We start from the raw sequence: 15,197 nt of genomic DNA, 5'->3' as shown, positions 1-15,197 counted from the left end.
GCGGACGCCAAATCCCCGCGAACTTGCGCCCGGAAGCGCTTCTCGGAACGCTCCCGAACGTCAGAGGGGATCGAGGCCTATTCGGACGTCCGCGCCCGACACGCTGTGCGCATATATCGGCCGCCTCGATCCATCTTGGCGCTTGCAGATCAGCGTAGCGCCGCGCGGGAGGCGATGAACGACCTGATCCGCTCGGCCGTCTCCTGCGTCGCCGGATTGTAGACGATCATCCCGAGATCAGGACGGCCATCGACGGCGAAATTGGAGAACTCGAGCTCGATCAGCCCGATCTCCGGATGTCGAATGCGTTTCAGGCCATCGCCGTGGCCGGCGACGTCGTTCTCCTGCCAGAGCTCCTTGAACTCCGGACTGGTCCGGGAAAGCTCTTCAACGAGCTGGGCGATCTCGGCGCCGGCGCCGGCCCGCGCGGCGTCCGCCCTGAACGCCGCGACGACGAACCGTGCGACGCTTCTCCAATCGTCCTGCGCCGCCCGCACCCGCGCGTTGGAGAACATGATGCGCAGGATGTTGCGCTGTTCTCGGGGAATCTTGGAATAGTCGGTCAGAACGGTCGCGGCCGCCCGATTCCAGGCGATGACGTCCCAGGTCGCGGTCTTGATGATCGCTAGGCTGTTCGGCAGCGCGTCCAGCACGCGCTGCAGCCGGGGGGTCACCGCGTCAACGTGCCGATAGCGGGCCTCGGGCGGACGTCCAAGCCCCAGGATGAAGAGGTGCTCGCGCTCGGGCTCCGTCAGCATCAGCCCCGTCGCGATGCGATTGAGGACGTCCGCGGAAGGCGCGCCGCCCCGCCCCTGTTCCAGCCAGGTGTACCAGGTCGGGCTGATGTTCGAGCGTTGCGCCACCTCTTCCCGCCGCAGCCCGGGCGTACGGCGCCGCCCGACCTTGAAGCCGAACGCGGCGGGGTCGAGCTTCATGCGTCGATCGCGCAGAAAGCCGCCGAGCGCGTTGCCAGTCTCGACCGCCATATCGATCCTGTTAGCGGTTATACTACGATAACATCACTACTTTAATAGGACTCTGTTTAGACCGACCTTCCCCTCCGGACAATACCGGAGACCCATTCCATGCGAATCTTCCTGACGGGCGCGACGGGCTTCATCGGATCCCGCATCATCCCCGAGCTGCTCCAAGCCGGGCACGAGGTCCTTGGCCTGACGCGATCCGACGCCGGCGCGCAATCGCTGGCCGCAGCCGGCGCGGACGCCTATCGCGGAACTCTGGAGGACGCCGGGAGTCTGCGCGGGGGAGCGGCCCGGGCGGACGCTGTGATACACACCGCCTTCGACCATGATTTCACGAACTTCGTAGCGAATTGCGAGAAGGACAGAAGGGTCATCGAAGCGTTGGGTTCTGAGCTCAAGGGCTCCAATCGACCGCTGATCATCACGTCCGGAACAGGAATGGGCGGCGCAAGGCCCGGCGAGCCGGCGACCGAGGACGTCTTCAATCTGGATCACCCGAACCCGCGCATCGCATCCGAATTGGCGGGCGCTGCGATGCTGGAGGCGGGGGTGAACGTCTCGGTCGTACGGCTTCCGCAGGTCCACGACACGGTGAGACAGGGGCTCATCACTCCGTTTATCGCAATCTCGCGCGAGAAGGGCGTCGTCGCATATGTCGGCGGCGGCCTTAACCGGTGGCCGGCTGCGCACGTTCTCGACGTCGCGAAGCTCTATGCCTTGGCGCTCGAGAAGGGTCGAGCGGGCGCGCGGTATCATGCCGTCGCCGAAGAGGGTCTCCAGGCTCGCGAGATCGCGGAAACGGTGGGCGCCGGACTGAACCTGCCCACAGTCTCCATCTCTCCTGAACAAGCGCCGGGGCATTTTGGATGGTTCGCGATGTTCGCCGGCCTGGACATGCCGGCGTCGAGCGTGAAGACGCGCGAATGGCTCGGGTGGTCGCCGACCGGGCCGGGGCTGATCGCCGATCTCAAAAAGATGGATTATCAGCGGGCCGCGGCATAGGCCGACGCCCCTTCCCTTGAAGCGACATTGGAAGAAAATCGTCCCTCCGCTTCGGATGGAGACGGACGTCCGGTGGTCGCCTTTGCGCAGATGATCAGGTCTGCGCTACAGCCGTCGGGCGAAATGCCGTTCCGCCATATAGCGGCCCGGCGGGGCTCCAAGCGTCTTGCGGAACATGGTCACGAAGCTGGGCGCACTCTCGTAGCCGAGGTCGGCGGCGACCTGCTGGATCGAGGAGCTGTCAGCCAACCACTGAACAGCGAGGATGATCCCTAGCTGCTGGCGCCATCGTCCGAAGCTCATTCCTGTCTCACGCCTGATCAAACGCACGAGCGTGCGTTCGCTCAAACCCACCCGCTTCGCCCAACTCTCCAGCGTGCTGCGATCCGACGGTACGGCCATCATGAGATCGGCCATCGCACGCAGGCGCGCGTCGGTCGGCATAGGTAAATGCAAGTCTTCGACCTTGGCGGCGGCAATCTCGTCGAGCAGCACCGCGATCATCCGTGAGTTCGCGCCGCCTTCGTCATAGAGCAAAGGCAGGTGAGCAGCGCGGACCAGCAGTTCTCTCAGCAGGGGCGTCACCGAGACGGTGCAGCAGGCCTGGGGCAGGCGCGCGTCGACGTCAGGAGCGATGAATGCGCTGTAGCCCTCAAGCGCGCCGGTGACTTTGATGGCGTGGAGCGCATTGCAGGGCACCCAGATGGCGCTGCGCGGCGGGACGATCCAAAGGCCGCCCTCGACTTTGATACTCAGCGCACCGCGCTGCACAAGCAGCATTTGGCCTTTGGCGTGGCGGTGCATGTCCAGCTCGAACGCACCGATTTCATCGGATGCGACGCCATAGGCGACCACCGGCCGCGCCACCTCGTCCGGCTCGACCCATTCCGACGAATGCGACGTGTCAGTCAGAATGGGAATCCGCAGACCCTCCATTTCGTTTGGCGCAAATGAATAACAAGCAGTCCGGTCTTCGGAATGACGCCAGCGCCCCCTCCCCGCTACACCGTCCTCGCGGATCAGTCGAGGCCGCTCGGCGTCGGGAAAGGAACTCTCGTGAATTCTTTGAGCAGCGAGCGCGTCTTCAAGACGCTGAACACGCTTCACCGGGACGCCGAGGCCGCCGACCTCCACTTCATCGCCAAGGTCATGGCGGAGATCGCGGAATCCGGAGAGACGATCGAGCAAACTGCAGCCAGATGGATGATAGCGGAACGGGGGGATTATCGGACGACATACCGAGGCCACGCCGATCATTTCCTAGCCGTCTCGCCGGCCTATGGACGGTTTCTCTATTCGATCGCGCGAAGCGCCAAGGCGAAGCGCATTGTCGAGTTCGGCACGTCGATGGGCGTGTCTACGATCTATCTCGCGGCGGCGCTGCGCGACAACGGCGGCGGCCAGCTCATTGGCTCTGAGCTCGAATCCAGCAAGGTGGCGCGGGCGCGCGCCAACATCGAAGCGGCGGGCCTCGCCGATCTCGTGGACATCCGGCAAGGCGATGCGTTGGAGACGCTCGCGGAAACCGGAAGCGATATCGATCTGCTGCTGATCGACGGCGCGTGGTCGCTTTACTTGCCGGTCCTCAAGCTGCTCGAAGCGCGGTTGACGGCAGGCGCCGCGGTCCTCGGGGAGAACGCGTTCGACCCGGAATACCTGGAATATGTCCGCAATCCTGCGAACGGATACGTCTCGCATCCGCTCCCGATCGACGAGGGTCGTGGCAACGAATTCAGCGTGAGGACCGCCTGAATGCTCCCGGTGGACTCGTCCAAGCATCGCTCGGACAAAGTCGCTGGTCGGCTGAGCAGGGCGCTGCTGGGCTTGCTGATGAAGCGGGCGACCGTGGTCGCGACCAAGCGTCTGACCGATCGCTTCCGGCTGATTACGCTTGAAGGCTCGGCCCTGGAGGGCGTGGCATGGACGCCCGGACTGAAAATCCAGATCGCGATGGGCTCGGCGTTCGTCGCGCGAACCTACACGCCGATTGAATGGGACATCGAAGGGGGCAGGACACAAATACTCACATTCGCGCATGGCGACGGTCCTGGCAGCCGATGGGCCAGCGGCCTGAGCGAAGGCGACACATGCCAGTTCTTTGGTCCGCGCCGCTCAATCGATCTCTCGGACGTGGAATCGCCAGTCGTTTTGTTCGGCGATGAGACGTCGTTCGGCCTGGCGGCGGCGCTTTGTTGTCTCCCGAGAGGCGCCGATGCCATCCACGTGTTCGAGGTGTCGGACGTCGCGGAGTCGCGGCCGGTGCTGGAGGCGCTCGGCCTCGGGCAAGCTGTGTTGATTCAGCGCATCGCCGACGATGCTCATCTCGCCGCCGCCGAAGCCGAAGCGTTGCGCTTTGCCGCAGGCGGCGCGCATTTCGTCCTGACGGGAAAAGCGTCGTCGATCCAGCGCATAAGCCGGACCTTGAAAGCCGCCGACGTCCGATCCTCACGAGTGAAGACCAAAGCCTATTGGGCGCAGGGCAAGGTCGGTCTGGACTAGGTTTGATCAAGGATCGACGCAACCAGGATACGGCGGCGGCAGTCGCCCCAAATTTGATACTGAAATTAAAGTAGATTTATAGTAATTCTAAATTATTGTTATTGCTAGACAATAACTCTCAGTCTATTTCACATCGCCGTCTTGCCGCTTCTGGCCGGACTTTATCAGGAACTGGCGCGGGCGATGCACAGCTCGGTCGAACCAACGATAGCCCAAAGTTCGATCGCTACGGGCGTCGCTCCATGCCCGCCACGCTGACCGCCGCCTATCTCTCCCAGCGCCGCTCTCTCATGGGGAGCGTAATGCGGATCGTCCGCGACACGCAGGCGGCGGAGGACGTCGCTCAAGAAAGCTACCTGCGCGCCCGTAGGGCGATGGAGTCCGGGCCGATCGAGCATATCGAGGCCTTCCTTCATCAGACCGCGCGGAACCTTGCTCTCGATCACGTCCGCAGGCGCTCGATCCGCGAGCGAGTCGAACGGCCTGACGTCCCGGCCTCCGACCTAGAAAACATTCCGGCCGACGGTCCCTCGTTGGAGGAGACCGTGATCCAGCGCGAACGCTTCCGCTGTTTCGAGACAGCCCTCGCCGGCTTGCCGGAACGGGCTCGGCGGGTCTGGACGCTCAACCGCATCGACGGATGGACCTACACCCAGATCGCCGCCCATCTCGGCGTCTCGGCTAACACCGTCTTCAACGATATGAAGATGGCGATGGGCCATTGCTTGGACGCGCTCAACCGAAACGAGCGGACCTAACGTTACGATTGCGGAGTTGCCGGACACGTGCGATCCCGACTGGGATCAGCGCCTTCGGCCAGCGGTTCGCCCGCATTTTTGTGAGAGCGTGGCGCGCCGCGCGTCTTATGTCATGGACGCGCGCAACGGCGACCTGCGGATGGCCTCAGTGGGAAACGAGACGGCGAGCGAACAGAACGGTCGGGGCGGATACGTCCATCAGGAGCCTGTCACTGATCAGGCGCTCGAATGGCGGCTTCGTTTCAAAGCCGGCGACAGCGATCCGGCAGAGACCGCCTCCTTCGAGGCGTGGCTGGCGAGCGACCCGCGCAACGCCGCCGCTTTCGCGCGATTGGACGATATGCTCGCCATGCCGGAACTGCGTGAGGCGACGCTCGCGGCCGCCGCCGCGCCTGGCTCAAACGTCGTGCCGCTTCAGCCCAAGTCGTCCAGAAAGATAAGCTGGGGGGTGGCCGGCTTGGCGGCGGCCGCGGCGCTGTTGCTGGCGACCGGGCTTGAGTACGCGCCTTCGCTCATGCGGCGCTGGACAGCGGATTATGTGACCGCGGCCGGCGACCAGCGCAAAATCACGCTGCCGGATGGTTCGCGCATGACGCTGAATGCGTCATCGGCCGCAGCGCTCGACTTCGAGGGCGGGCGACGGGGCGTCCGGCTGCTCGATGGCGAGGCCTTCTTCGAGGTCATCCCGGATGCGGCTCATCCGTTCCGGGTGACCAGCCGCTTCAGCGAGGTGGAGGTCAAGGGCACCGCCTTCGCCGTGCATGCCGACGCCGCCGAAGACGTTATCGCGCTAGACTATGGGCGCGTCGAGGTCTCGCGTCTGCCGGATCGGCGCGACACTGCCGAACTGTCTCCGGGAGACATGGTGACGGCGACAGATGCTGCGCTGTCGAGCGTCACGCGGGTCGATCCCGCCGAAGCCTTCGGATGGACTGAGGGACGCATCGTCTTCTACGAGAAGCCGTTCTCGAAGGCGATCGGAATCCTGCGTCGCTACTACGACGGCGCGATCCTCATCATGGACCCGCGGCTCCGCGGAATCGCCGTAAGCGGCAACTACAGGCTCGATGATCCGGAAGGCGCGATCCAAAACCTTGCGGAAGCCGCGGGGGCCACGATGACGCGCCTGCCGGGAGGCGTGATCGTCCTGCGATAGTCCGGCCGAAGTCTCCCTGACTTTTTTTGTGAGTCCGCGCCGCCCCGCGCGTCAGGTCTCCGAGGGCGCCGTTCGAAATTTGAGGTCGACGGCGCCCTCGAACGGACAGGCGTTGGGGGACTCCGAAAATGACAGGACAATTGCGCGCGCCGGTGCGACGTCGGCCTTTAGCGAGGTCAAGACTCTGCAGGGCGCGGCTTGCGTCACTGATGTTCACGACCGCGGTGATCGGCTGCGCTTGCGTCGCCTCCTCGCCCGTATACGCTCAGCAGGCGAATGGCGCGTCGACCGGGCAGATCGCCTTCTCGATACCTGCGCAACCGCTGCGCTCCGCGATCGACGCGTTCGTCCGGGCGACGGGATGGCAGGTGGGCTACCCCTCCGGCGCCGTCGCGGGCCAGACGACGCGGGCGCTGTTCGGGACCATGAGCCCGGCGGACGCTCTCAGGACGATGCTCGCCGGCACGGGCGTCAGCGCGAGGCTCACCGGACCGAACGCCGCCGCCCTGATCCCGACCGCTTCTGCCGGCGCCGCAGGCGTTCCCGACGACGGGTCGCTGCTGCTTGACGTTATCGACGTCAACGCGGCTCGAGGCGTCACGGCGGCAGATGCGCCTTACATGACTCCCGGCTCCTCGAGCCATATCTCGGCCGAGCAGATCGGGCGCACGCCCCCGACCTCGGCCGGCGACATCTTCAAGTCGACGCCCGGCGTGATCTCCGCAGGCAACCACATCGGCGCCTCGATCGACGTCAACATCCGTGGCCTGCAGGGCCAGAACCGCGTCAACGTCATGGTCGACGGCACGCGCCAGACCGGCGGCACCTATCGGGGCTATCGCGGCGCCCGCAACGAGGTTTATGTCGACCCCGACTTCATCGGCGGCGTCGACATCTCCAAAGGACCGTTCGGCGGCGCCGGCGGCGTCGGCGCGATGGGCGGCGTCGTCAACCTGCGCACGATCGAGGCGCAGGACGTGGTCAAGCCCGGCCAGACTTACGGCGCCAAGGTGAAGACCAGCCTCGGCAGCAACACCAGGAATCCGCCCTCTACCGGCACGACGGACATTCGCGGCGGCGGCGGTCCCGGATTTTTCAACGGCGACGCATGGTCGGGAAGCGTCGCGGCGGGCGTGACCGAGGAGGCCTACGACTTCGTCGCCGGTTTCTCGCGCCGCCAGTCCGGCAACTACTTCGCTGGCAAGAAGGGAAAGGCGACCTTCCTGGACGACCGCAATCTCGGCGCGCCGTATGAATGGCGGCTGTCTCCGTTCGGCCCGGGAGAGGAGGTCCTCAACACCTCCCAGAACGTGACGTCGTTCCTCGCCAAGGGCGCGGTGCGATGGGGGGACGGCCATTCGCTGAAGCTCGGCTACAACCGCTACGAGAACAAATACGGCGAGAACTACGAAACCCTACTCAACTTCGCTCTCGGCACGTCGTTCGTGATCCCTGCCAGCCAACTCGCTCTCAGCAAGACGACGACGAACACCTTCACTTCCGAATACAACTACAAGCCGGCGGGCGACGGCCTCATCGACGTGACGACCCATCTGTGGGCTAGCGACCTGCGCTCGAAGAGCGACGCGGTCCGGCAGCTCGCGGCCTCGGATCCCAATTCGAGCGGCGAGACCCATGTCAGGACCTATGGCGGCGACGCGGCCAACACGTCGGTGTTCGACACCCCGTTCGGCCGGCTGACGACCAAGAACGGCGTGGAGTTCGTCGCCGAGCGCGCCAGCGGCGACCAGATGATCCTGGTCTATCCCTGGGCGACAGTGCCCATGAGCTTCAACCCCAACGGAACCCGCGACCTCGCGAGCGTATTCGATCAGACCAAGCTGGACCTCACGAACTGGCTCAGCGTCGCGGGAAGCCTGCGCTACGACCACTTCTGGGCCGAAGGCAAGGGCGACACGGCGGACTACGCCAGCAAGGTGGACGGCGGCCGGGTCAGCCCGTCGGCCACCGTCACCGTGACGCCGATCGATGGTCTGCAGATCTTCGGCGCCTATGTCGAAGGCTGGCGGCCGCCGAGCCTGAGGGAGACCGCCTCGGTCGGGGCCGGCGGCATCCTCGCCAGCGCCGAGCTGAAGCCCGAGACCTCCCGTAATTTCGAATTCGGCGCGAACGTCCTGCGCGATTCCGTTTTTCGGGAAGGCGACCGGCTTCGCGTCAAGGCGGCCCGGTTCGACAACACCTATGACAATTACATCATCCGGTCGCGGGACGCCTCCTTCAACTACACATGGTCGAACGTCGACCATGCGAAGTTCAAGGGTTTCGAACTGTCGGCGGAGTATGACGCCGGCTTCGCCTTCGCCGAAGCGGCGTTCACGCGCTATGACGACGTCAAGTTCTGCAACGACGGCGTCTGCGGCCTGAACGTTGTCGCGACCGACTACGGCGTGATGACCGTGCCGCCCAAATACACCGCAAGTCTCACCGGCGGCGTCCGCCTGTTCGACCGCCGACTGACCCTCGGTGGCCGGCTCTACATCATCGGCGAGCGGTTCGGCGGCTACAAGATCGCTCCAGGCGCGGTGAACCCGCCGACCTACTACAAGAAGAACACGATCGTCGACCTGTTCGGCAGCTACAAGTTCACCGACGACATATCGCTGGACGTCAGCGTCGAGAACGTTGGCGACAAATACTATCTCGACCCGCTCGCCGCCGGCATCGTGCCCTCTCCCGGCCGCACCATCCGCACGAGCCTCGCCGCCCGCTTCTGATCCCAGAGCTCGGCCGGCGGCCCCGCGTGTCGAACGCAGCCGCCGACGGAGTTTCACCGCCACGGACGCCCCCTATGACGCTCCTCGTCTCCGACATCTCCCCGACTGTGGTCGAGCCCTCCCGCTCACGGCGCCTGAGGGCGCTGACGTCGTCGTCGCACGAGCGGCTGGACGCGGCGATCATGGCCGGCAGGCCCTTCGCCGACCGCGAACGCTACGGGCGCTTCCTTGATGTCCAGCACGGCTTCCACCGCGACATCGACGCGCTCTACGGCTCCGCACCGCTGGCGGCGATCCTGCCGGACCTCGTCGGCCGGCGGCGGCTCGGACTGATCGAGCGCGACCTTGCGGATCTCGCCCGCGCCGCCCCAAAATCCGACGCCCCGCCGTCGCTCGGCCCCGACGCCGATCTTCCGACCGCGCTCGGCTGGCTCTACGTCGCCGAGGGTTCCAATCTCGGCGCAGCCTTCCTGTTGAAGGAGGCGGCGAAGCTCGGATTGTTCGAAGCGTTCGGCGCGCGTCACCTCGCCGGCGCGCCGGAGGGTCGCGGGCTGCACTGGCGGACGTTCACAGTGGCGCTCGACGCCATCGACCTCGACGAGTCCGGCGAGGCCCTCGTGGAAGCCAGCGCGCAGTCGGCGTTTGCGCGGGTTCAGGCGCTGGTCGACGCTGCTTTTAGGTGACCAACATTGCGCTCGCGATCTGTCCATCGCCGATAAGAAGCGCGGCCGCCGGTGGTGGACGATCTCTTGATCGACCAGGACGGCGTTCCGACCCCGTTCAGTCACGCGATCGAGGGATAAGCGCATCCGCGGCGAGGTAATCGGGAAGAGGAGTTGCGGCGAGCGGTTGAATTCCTGAACACGCAGACGAGCCCCACCGACCTGCCGGCGCTCTTTGGATTTATTTCTATTTGAGAATGAACACTTCTTCTTACGAGGACGACAAGACGTTGTGGGCACATCATCAAGCGTATATCCGACCCGTTAGAGTCACGCGCCGGCCGCAAGGGGTGGCGACGGCGATTTCCACTGGAACGAGCCGCAATGAACGTCGCGCGTAATTATGCCTCCGGCCTCTTCTCGGCCTTTCTCCTCTGCGCTGTCGCCGCTCTCCCGAGCGCTTCTTCCGCCGCCGCAGAACCGGTGACCGTGCGTCACGCGCTCGGCGAGACGACGATCAAGGCCACGCCGGCGAAGGTCTTCGTGTTCGACCTTTCCGCGCTCGACGCGCTTGATCGCCTGGGGGCGCCGGTGGCGGGCGTCCCCGGCGGGCCAAAGCCGGAGCGGCTGAAGACGTACGACGGAGGCGCGACGGCCAAGATCGGCACGCTGTTCGAGCCTGACCTCGAGGCCGTCGTCGCGGGCGGTCCTGACCTCATCCTGATTGGCGGACGATCCGCGCCCAAATACCAGGAGCTCGCGAAGCTCGCTCCGACGCTCGACATGACGACCGACCCGAAGGACATGTTCGGCTCATCCGTCCGCAACCTCGATACGCTCGGCCGCATCTTCGGCAAGGAGAAGGAAGTCGCCGCCGCTGTCGATGAGATGCGCGCCGCCGCCGCCGCTCTGAAGACGAAAGCCGGGAAGGCCGGGAACGCTCTGATCATCCTGACCACCGGCGGCAAGATCAGCGCCTATGGACCGGGTTTACGCTTCGGGGTGATCCACGAGACGTTCGGATTCGCGCCGGCGGCGAAGAACCTCGCCGAAGGGCCCCACGGCCAGCCGATCTCCTACGAATTCATCCTTGAGACCGATCCGGACTGGCTGTTCGTGGTCGATCGCGACGCCGCCATCGGTCGAGAAGGAGGAGCGGCGAGCGCTCTCCTCGACAATGAGATCGTGCGCCGAACGAAAGCCTGGAGAGAAAAGCACATCGTCTATCTCGACCCCGCCGACTGGTATCTTGCGTCGGGCGGGCCGAACTCTCTTCTGCGGGCGATCGCCCAGATTTCCAAGGCCGTCGACGGCGGCGGCTGAGCGCGCGGATGGTGTGACGCGGTTTTTCCATGAAGCCGGCCCTGATCGCGGGAGCTTTTCTCGCGTCCCTGTTCGCGCTGAGCCTGCTCGTCGGCGTAAGCCCGCTCAGCGCGGTCGACGTTCTGACGTTCCGCGCCGACTCCAACGCCGTTCTCGTGCTGGTGGAAAGCCGGCTGCCGCGCACGCTCGCTCTCATCCTCGCGGGCGTCGGCCTGGCGGTCGCCGGGCTCATCATGCAGATCCTGGTGCGCAACCGCTTCGTCGAGCCGTCGACCGCCGGGACGGTGGAGTCGGCGAGTCTCGGCATGCTCGTCATGGCTCTTTTCGCTCCGGCCGCGCCGGTCTTCGCCAAGACAGCGGCCTCGACGCTGTTCGCGCTCGCGGGGACCGCGCTATTCCTGCGGCTGCTCAGCATGGCGCCGCTGCGATCCCCGCTCACGCCGCCGCTGATCGGGCTGACGCTCGGCGGGGTCATCGGCTCGGCCACCACGTTCCTGGCCTACCGGTTCGATCTGCTGCAATCCCTCTCCGCATGGACCACCGGCGACTTCTCGGTCGTGCTGCGCGGGCGCTACGAGTTGCTCTGGCTGGCGCTCGCTCTCGCCGTCGCAGGGTACGCCATCGCCGACCGCCTGACAGTGGCGGGGCTCGGGGACGACGTCGCGACCAGTCTCGGTCTCAAGCATGCGCACGTCATGGCCGGCGGCCTCGCCATCGTCGCGATGATCACCGCAGCGACCGTGTCCACCATCGGCTCCATACCGTTCCTCGGGCTCATCGTGCCGAACGTCGTCAGTCTCGCCATGGGAGATAATCTCAGGCGCACGCTGCCTTTCGTCGCCGCCTTTGGCGCCGTCTTTACCCTCGCCTGCGACGTCGCGGGCCGGCTCGCGAACTTTCCGTTCGAGATCCCAATCGGCGTCGTGGCCGGCGCGCTTGGCAGCGGCCTGTTCCTCGTTTTGCTGCTGCGGCGACGGGCGCGGAATGCGTGATCACACCCGAACAAGGCCCGCCGCGGTCCTCGCCGTGCTGGCGATCGCGGCCATCATTTCGGCGCTCGCCTACATGACGATCGGCGCGCGTGGCCCGTGGAGCTTCATTCTGCCTTTTCGCGGAGCCAAGCTCGCCGCGCTCGTGCTGGTCGCCACCGCCGTCGCGGTTTCCACCGTCACGTTCCAGACCATCGCCAACAACCGCATCCTGACGCCCTCGCTGATGGGCTTTGACGCGCTCTACGCTCTCATCCGCACGGCGACGCTGTTCCTGCTCGGCGCCGGCGGCTTCGCGGCCCTCGATCCCAGGCTCGCCTTCGCCGTGAACGTCGTGTTGATGACGGGCTTCGCGAGCCTCCTCTACCGCTGGCTGCTGACGGATCGCGCCGAAGGTCTTCATCTCCTGCTGCTTGTCGGGGTGATCGCCGGCGTGTTCTTCCGTAGTCTGTCGAACTTCATGCACAGGCTGGTCGATCCCACCGACTTTCTTGTCTTGCAGGGCAGCTTGTTCGCGAACTTCAACGCAGTGGACGGCAGGTTGCTCGCGGTCTCGGCCGTGCTCGTCGCCGGCGCTGGCGTAGCGCTGTGGCGGCTCGTCCCGAAGCTCGACGTCCTGGCGCTCGGCCGGGACCACGCCGTCAATCTAGGCGTCGATTACCGCCGGACGCTGACCGTCGCGCTCGGCCTCGTCGCGATCCTCGTCTCCGTGTCGACGGCGCTCGTCGGCCCCGTCACCTTCTTCGGTCTGCTGGTTGCGAACCTCGCTTATCTGGCCATCCCATCCCATCGTCACGCGATGCTTCTGCCCGCGGCCGCGTTGCTTGCGATTTCCATGCTCGTCAGCGGCCAGATCGTCCTCGAACGTGTGTTTGGTCTCGACGCCGCGCTCTCCATGGTGATCGAATTCGTCGGAGGCGTCGTGTTCCTCGTGCTTCTGCTTCGAAAGACGCCGCGATGATCGAAACCTCCGGCGTCACCAAGGCCTATGGCGACGCGGTCGTCCTCGACGGCGTCGACCTCAAGATTCCCACCGGCGGACTGACCTCGATCATCGGCCCGAACGGCGCCGGCAAATCGACCCTGCTGTCGATCATCAGCCGGCTGACGCCGATGACCTCCGGCTCCGCGTGGGTCGACGGTCTCGATGTGAGCCGCACCCCGACCGATCAGCTTGCGCGCCGCCTCGCCATTCTGCGGCAGGAGAACCACATCGCCGCGCGCGTCACGGTGCGCGACCTCGTCAGCTTCGGCCGCTACCCGCACTCCCGCGGCCGACTGACCTTCGAGGACAGGGCGCATGTCGACCAGGCGCTCCGCTTCCTCGAGCTTGAGCCGCTCGCCGACCGTTTCATCGATGAGATGTCAGGCGGCCAGCGGCAGCGCGCCTACGTCGCCATGGTCCTCGCGCAGGACACCGACTACGTGCTGCTGGACGAACCGCTCAACAACCTCGACATGAAGCATTCTGCGGCGATGATGCGGCTGCTGCGCCGCGCCGCCGACGAGCTCGGGCGCACCGTCGTGGTGGTGCTGCACGACGTCAATTTCGCATCCTGCTACTCCGACTGCATCGTAGCCATGCGCGACGGGCGAGTGCGGCGTTCGGGGCCCCCCGAGGAGATCGTCCAGCCGGAGGTGATCCGGGAGATCTATGACCTGGACGTCACCGTCCACGAGATCGAAGGTCACCGGACGGTGTTCTTCTATCGCTGACGCGTCAGGCCGGCGCAATTCCGGTTGCGGGCGACTTAGCCGGCGAGCGCCGGGATGGAAGGACGGCCTTGCGCGCGCTGAAGCCCGAAATGGTCGCGCAGCGTGGCGCCGCGATATTCGGAGCGGAACAGGCCGCGCTTGCGCAGGATCGGCACGACGTGGTCGACGAAAGCTTCAAGGCCTTCCGGCAGCACGTCGGGCATAAGGTTGAAGCCGTCGGCGGCGCCGGCGCGGAACCAGCGCTCGATGTCGTCGGCGATCGACTCCGGCGACCCTACGATCACGCGATGGCCGGTGCCGCCGCCGAGCTTGCGCAGCAGCTGACGCAGCGTCAGCCCCTCGCGCCGCGCGATGTCCAGGGTCGCGCGGAAGAAGGTCTGCGAGCCGTCGACGGGAAGCGCGATGTCGTCCGGCAGGGGCCGGTCGAGCGTGAGGCCCGCGGGATCGACCTTGAGGATGCCGGCGATACGCACGAGGCTGTAGTCGCCTGGGATCAGCGACCAGAGCTCCTCCTCGCGCCGCCGGGCCTCCTCCTCGGTCGAGCCGATCACCGTGGCGAGCCCGGGCAGCACGACGATGTCCTCGCCGCGACGGCCGAAACGCGCCGCGCGTCGGCGGATGTCGTCCGCGAAAGCCCGGCCTTCCTCGATCGTGTTCGCGACCGAGAAGATCGCCTCGGCGTATCGCGCGGCGAGCTGGCGGCCGTCCTCGGAGGCGCCGGCCTGAACCACGACGGGGTGACCCTGGGGCGAGCGCGGCAGGTTGAGGGGCCCCTTCACCGTGAAGTGCCGGCCCGAATGGTTGATCGCGTGGACGCGCGACAGATCGAGGAACGCGCCGGTCGCCTTGTCGGCGATCAGCGCGTCGTCCTCCCAGCTTTCCCAGAGGGCTGTAACGACCTCCGTGAACTCGGCCGCGCGTTCGTAGCGGGTCGCGTGCGCCGTCACGTTGTCGAAGCCGAAATTGCGCGAGGCCGCGGCGTCCGCGGTGGTGACGACGTTCCAGCCGACGCGCCCGCCGCTCGCGAGGTCGAGGCTCTGGAACCGCCGCGCGATGTTGAAGGGCTCGTTATAGGTGGTCGAGGCCGTCGCGATCAGCCCGATATGCGTGGTCGCGGCGGCGACCGCGGCGAGGATGATCGTCGGCTCCAGAGCGTAGAAGGGCCGGTATTCCGGCCGGTCGCTCAGAGCCGGCGCGTCGGCGAGAAAGATCGCGTCGAAGGTCCCGCGCTCGGCGATCTGCGCGGTCCGGACATAATGCCCGACATCGACGAAGCCTTGCGGATCGGCGCGGGGCGTCCGCCAGGCGGAGCCGTAGAACCCGACGTTCAGGATGTTGACGTTGAGGTGAAGCTGACGGTCGGACATCGGGATC

At 65.8% G+C, this 15,197-nt stretch carries 14 protein-coding genes; 11 read left to right on the top strand and 3 right to left on the bottom strand.

Going from position 1 to position 15,197, the window contains the following annotated elements:
* Window positions 1–149 precede the first annotated feature (149 nt).
* Window positions 150–986 (bottom strand): helix-turn-helix transcriptional regulator, encoded by an 837-nt coding sequence (locus tag PKE75_RS13740; protein WP_271169310.1) that lies wholly within the window; start codon window positions 984–986, stop codon window positions 150–152.
* Window positions 987–1,085: 99 nt separating this feature from the next.
* On the opposite strand from PKE75_RS13740, the gene PKE75_RS13735 reads away from it, so the two are divergent.
* On the top strand, window positions 1,086–1,985 hold the full coding sequence (locus tag PKE75_RS13735) for an SDR family oxidoreductase (protein ID WP_271169309.1): 900 nt from the start codon (window positions 1,086–1,088) through the stop codon (window positions 1,983–1,985).
* 105 nt (window positions 1,986–2,090) lie between these two features.
* On the opposite strand, the gene PKE75_RS13730 is transcribed toward PKE75_RS13735, so the two are convergent.
* A complete protein-coding gene (locus PKE75_RS13730) occupies window positions 2,091–2,906 on the bottom strand; it encodes an AraC family transcriptional regulator (protein ID WP_271169327.1) in 816 nt (271 codons plus the stop codon).
* Between the two features lie 135 nt (window positions 2,907–3,041).
* Here PKE75_RS13730 and PKE75_RS13725 point away from each other — a divergent pair, with 135 nt between their 5' ends.
* The 10 genes from PKE75_RS13725 to PKE75_RS13680 all read left to right on the top strand — a co-directional run bounded on the left by PKE75_RS13725 (window position 3,042) and on the right by PKE75_RS13680 (window position 13,823).
* The gene (locus PKE75_RS13725) at window positions 3,042–3,737 is read left to right on the top strand and encodes an O-methyltransferase (protein ID WP_271169308.1); all 696 of its coding nucleotides are present in this window, start codon (window positions 3,042–3,044) and stop codon (window positions 3,735–3,737) included.
* Window positions 3,738–4,484, top strand: coding sequence for a siderophore-interacting protein (locus tag PKE75_RS13720; protein ID WP_271169307.1), 747 nt, complete (start codon window positions 3,738–3,740; stop codon window positions 4,482–4,484).
* Between the two features lie 242 nt (window positions 4,485–4,726).
* Entirely contained in the window at window positions 4,727–5,242 is a 516-nt protein-coding gene (locus tag PKE75_RS13715; protein ID WP_271169306.1) for an RNA polymerase sigma factor, read from the top strand.
* 139 nt (window positions 5,243–5,381) lie between these two features.
* Window positions 5,382–6,398 carry a FecR family protein gene (locus PKE75_RS13710; RefSeq protein ID WP_271169305.1) on the top strand — a complete coding sequence of 339 codons (1,017 nt, stop codon included), beginning with the start codon at window positions 5,382–5,384 and terminating at the stop codon, window positions 6,396–6,398.
* A 209-nt stretch (window positions 6,399–6,607) separates the two neighbouring features.
* A complete protein-coding gene (locus PKE75_RS13705) occupies window positions 6,608–9,133 on the top strand; it encodes a TonB-dependent receptor (RefSeq protein WP_271169304.1) in 2,526 nt (841 codons plus the stop codon).
* A 74-nt stretch (window positions 9,134–9,207) separates the two neighbouring features.
* The gene (locus tag PKE75_RS13700; RefSeq protein WP_271169303.1) at window positions 9,208–9,816 is read left to right on the top strand and encodes a biliverdin-producing heme oxygenase; all 609 of its coding nucleotides are present in this window, start codon (window positions 9,208–9,210) and stop codon (window positions 9,814–9,816) included.
* A gap of 363 nt (window positions 9,817–10,179) precedes the next feature.
* Entirely contained in the window at window positions 10,180–11,118 is a 939-nt protein-coding gene (locus PKE75_RS13695; RefSeq protein WP_271169302.1) for a siderophore ABC transporter substrate-binding protein, read from the top strand.
* 29 nt (window positions 11,119–11,147) lie between these two features.
* A complete protein-coding gene (locus PKE75_RS13690; protein WP_271169301.1) occupies window positions 11,148–12,110 on the top strand; it encodes an ABC transporter permease in 963 nt (320 codons plus the stop codon).
* Window positions 12,103–13,068, top strand: coding sequence for an iron chelate uptake ABC transporter family permease subunit (locus PKE75_RS13685; RefSeq protein ID WP_271169300.1), 966 nt, complete (start codon window positions 12,103–12,105; stop codon window positions 13,066–13,068). The genes PKE75_RS13690 and PKE75_RS13685 overlap by 8 nt, the downstream gene beginning before the upstream one ends.
* Window positions 13,065–13,823 (top strand): iron ABC transporter ATP-binding protein, encoded by a 759-nt coding sequence (locus PKE75_RS13680; protein ID WP_271169299.1) that lies wholly within the window; start codon window positions 13,065–13,067, stop codon window positions 13,821–13,823. The genes PKE75_RS13685 and PKE75_RS13680 overlap by 4 nt, the downstream gene beginning before the upstream one ends.
* A gap of 35 nt (window positions 13,824–13,858) precedes the next feature.
* Here PKE75_RS13680 and PKE75_RS13675 read toward each other — a convergent pair whose 3' ends face one another.
* Window positions 13,859–15,190, bottom strand: a complete 1,332-nt coding sequence (locus PKE75_RS13675) for an LLM class flavin-dependent oxidoreductase (RefSeq protein WP_271169298.1) — start codon at window positions 15,188–15,190, stop codon at window positions 13,859–13,861.
* Between the last annotated feature and the right edge of the window lie 7 nt (window positions 15,191–15,197).

The organism is Hansschlegelia plantiphila (assembly GCF_027922265.1).
Taxonomy (GTDB): Bacteria; Pseudomonadota; Alphaproteobacteria; order Rhizobiales; family Methylopilaceae; genus Methylopila; species Methylopila plantiphila.
This window is presented reverse-complemented; position numbering and strand designations above follow the sequence as displayed.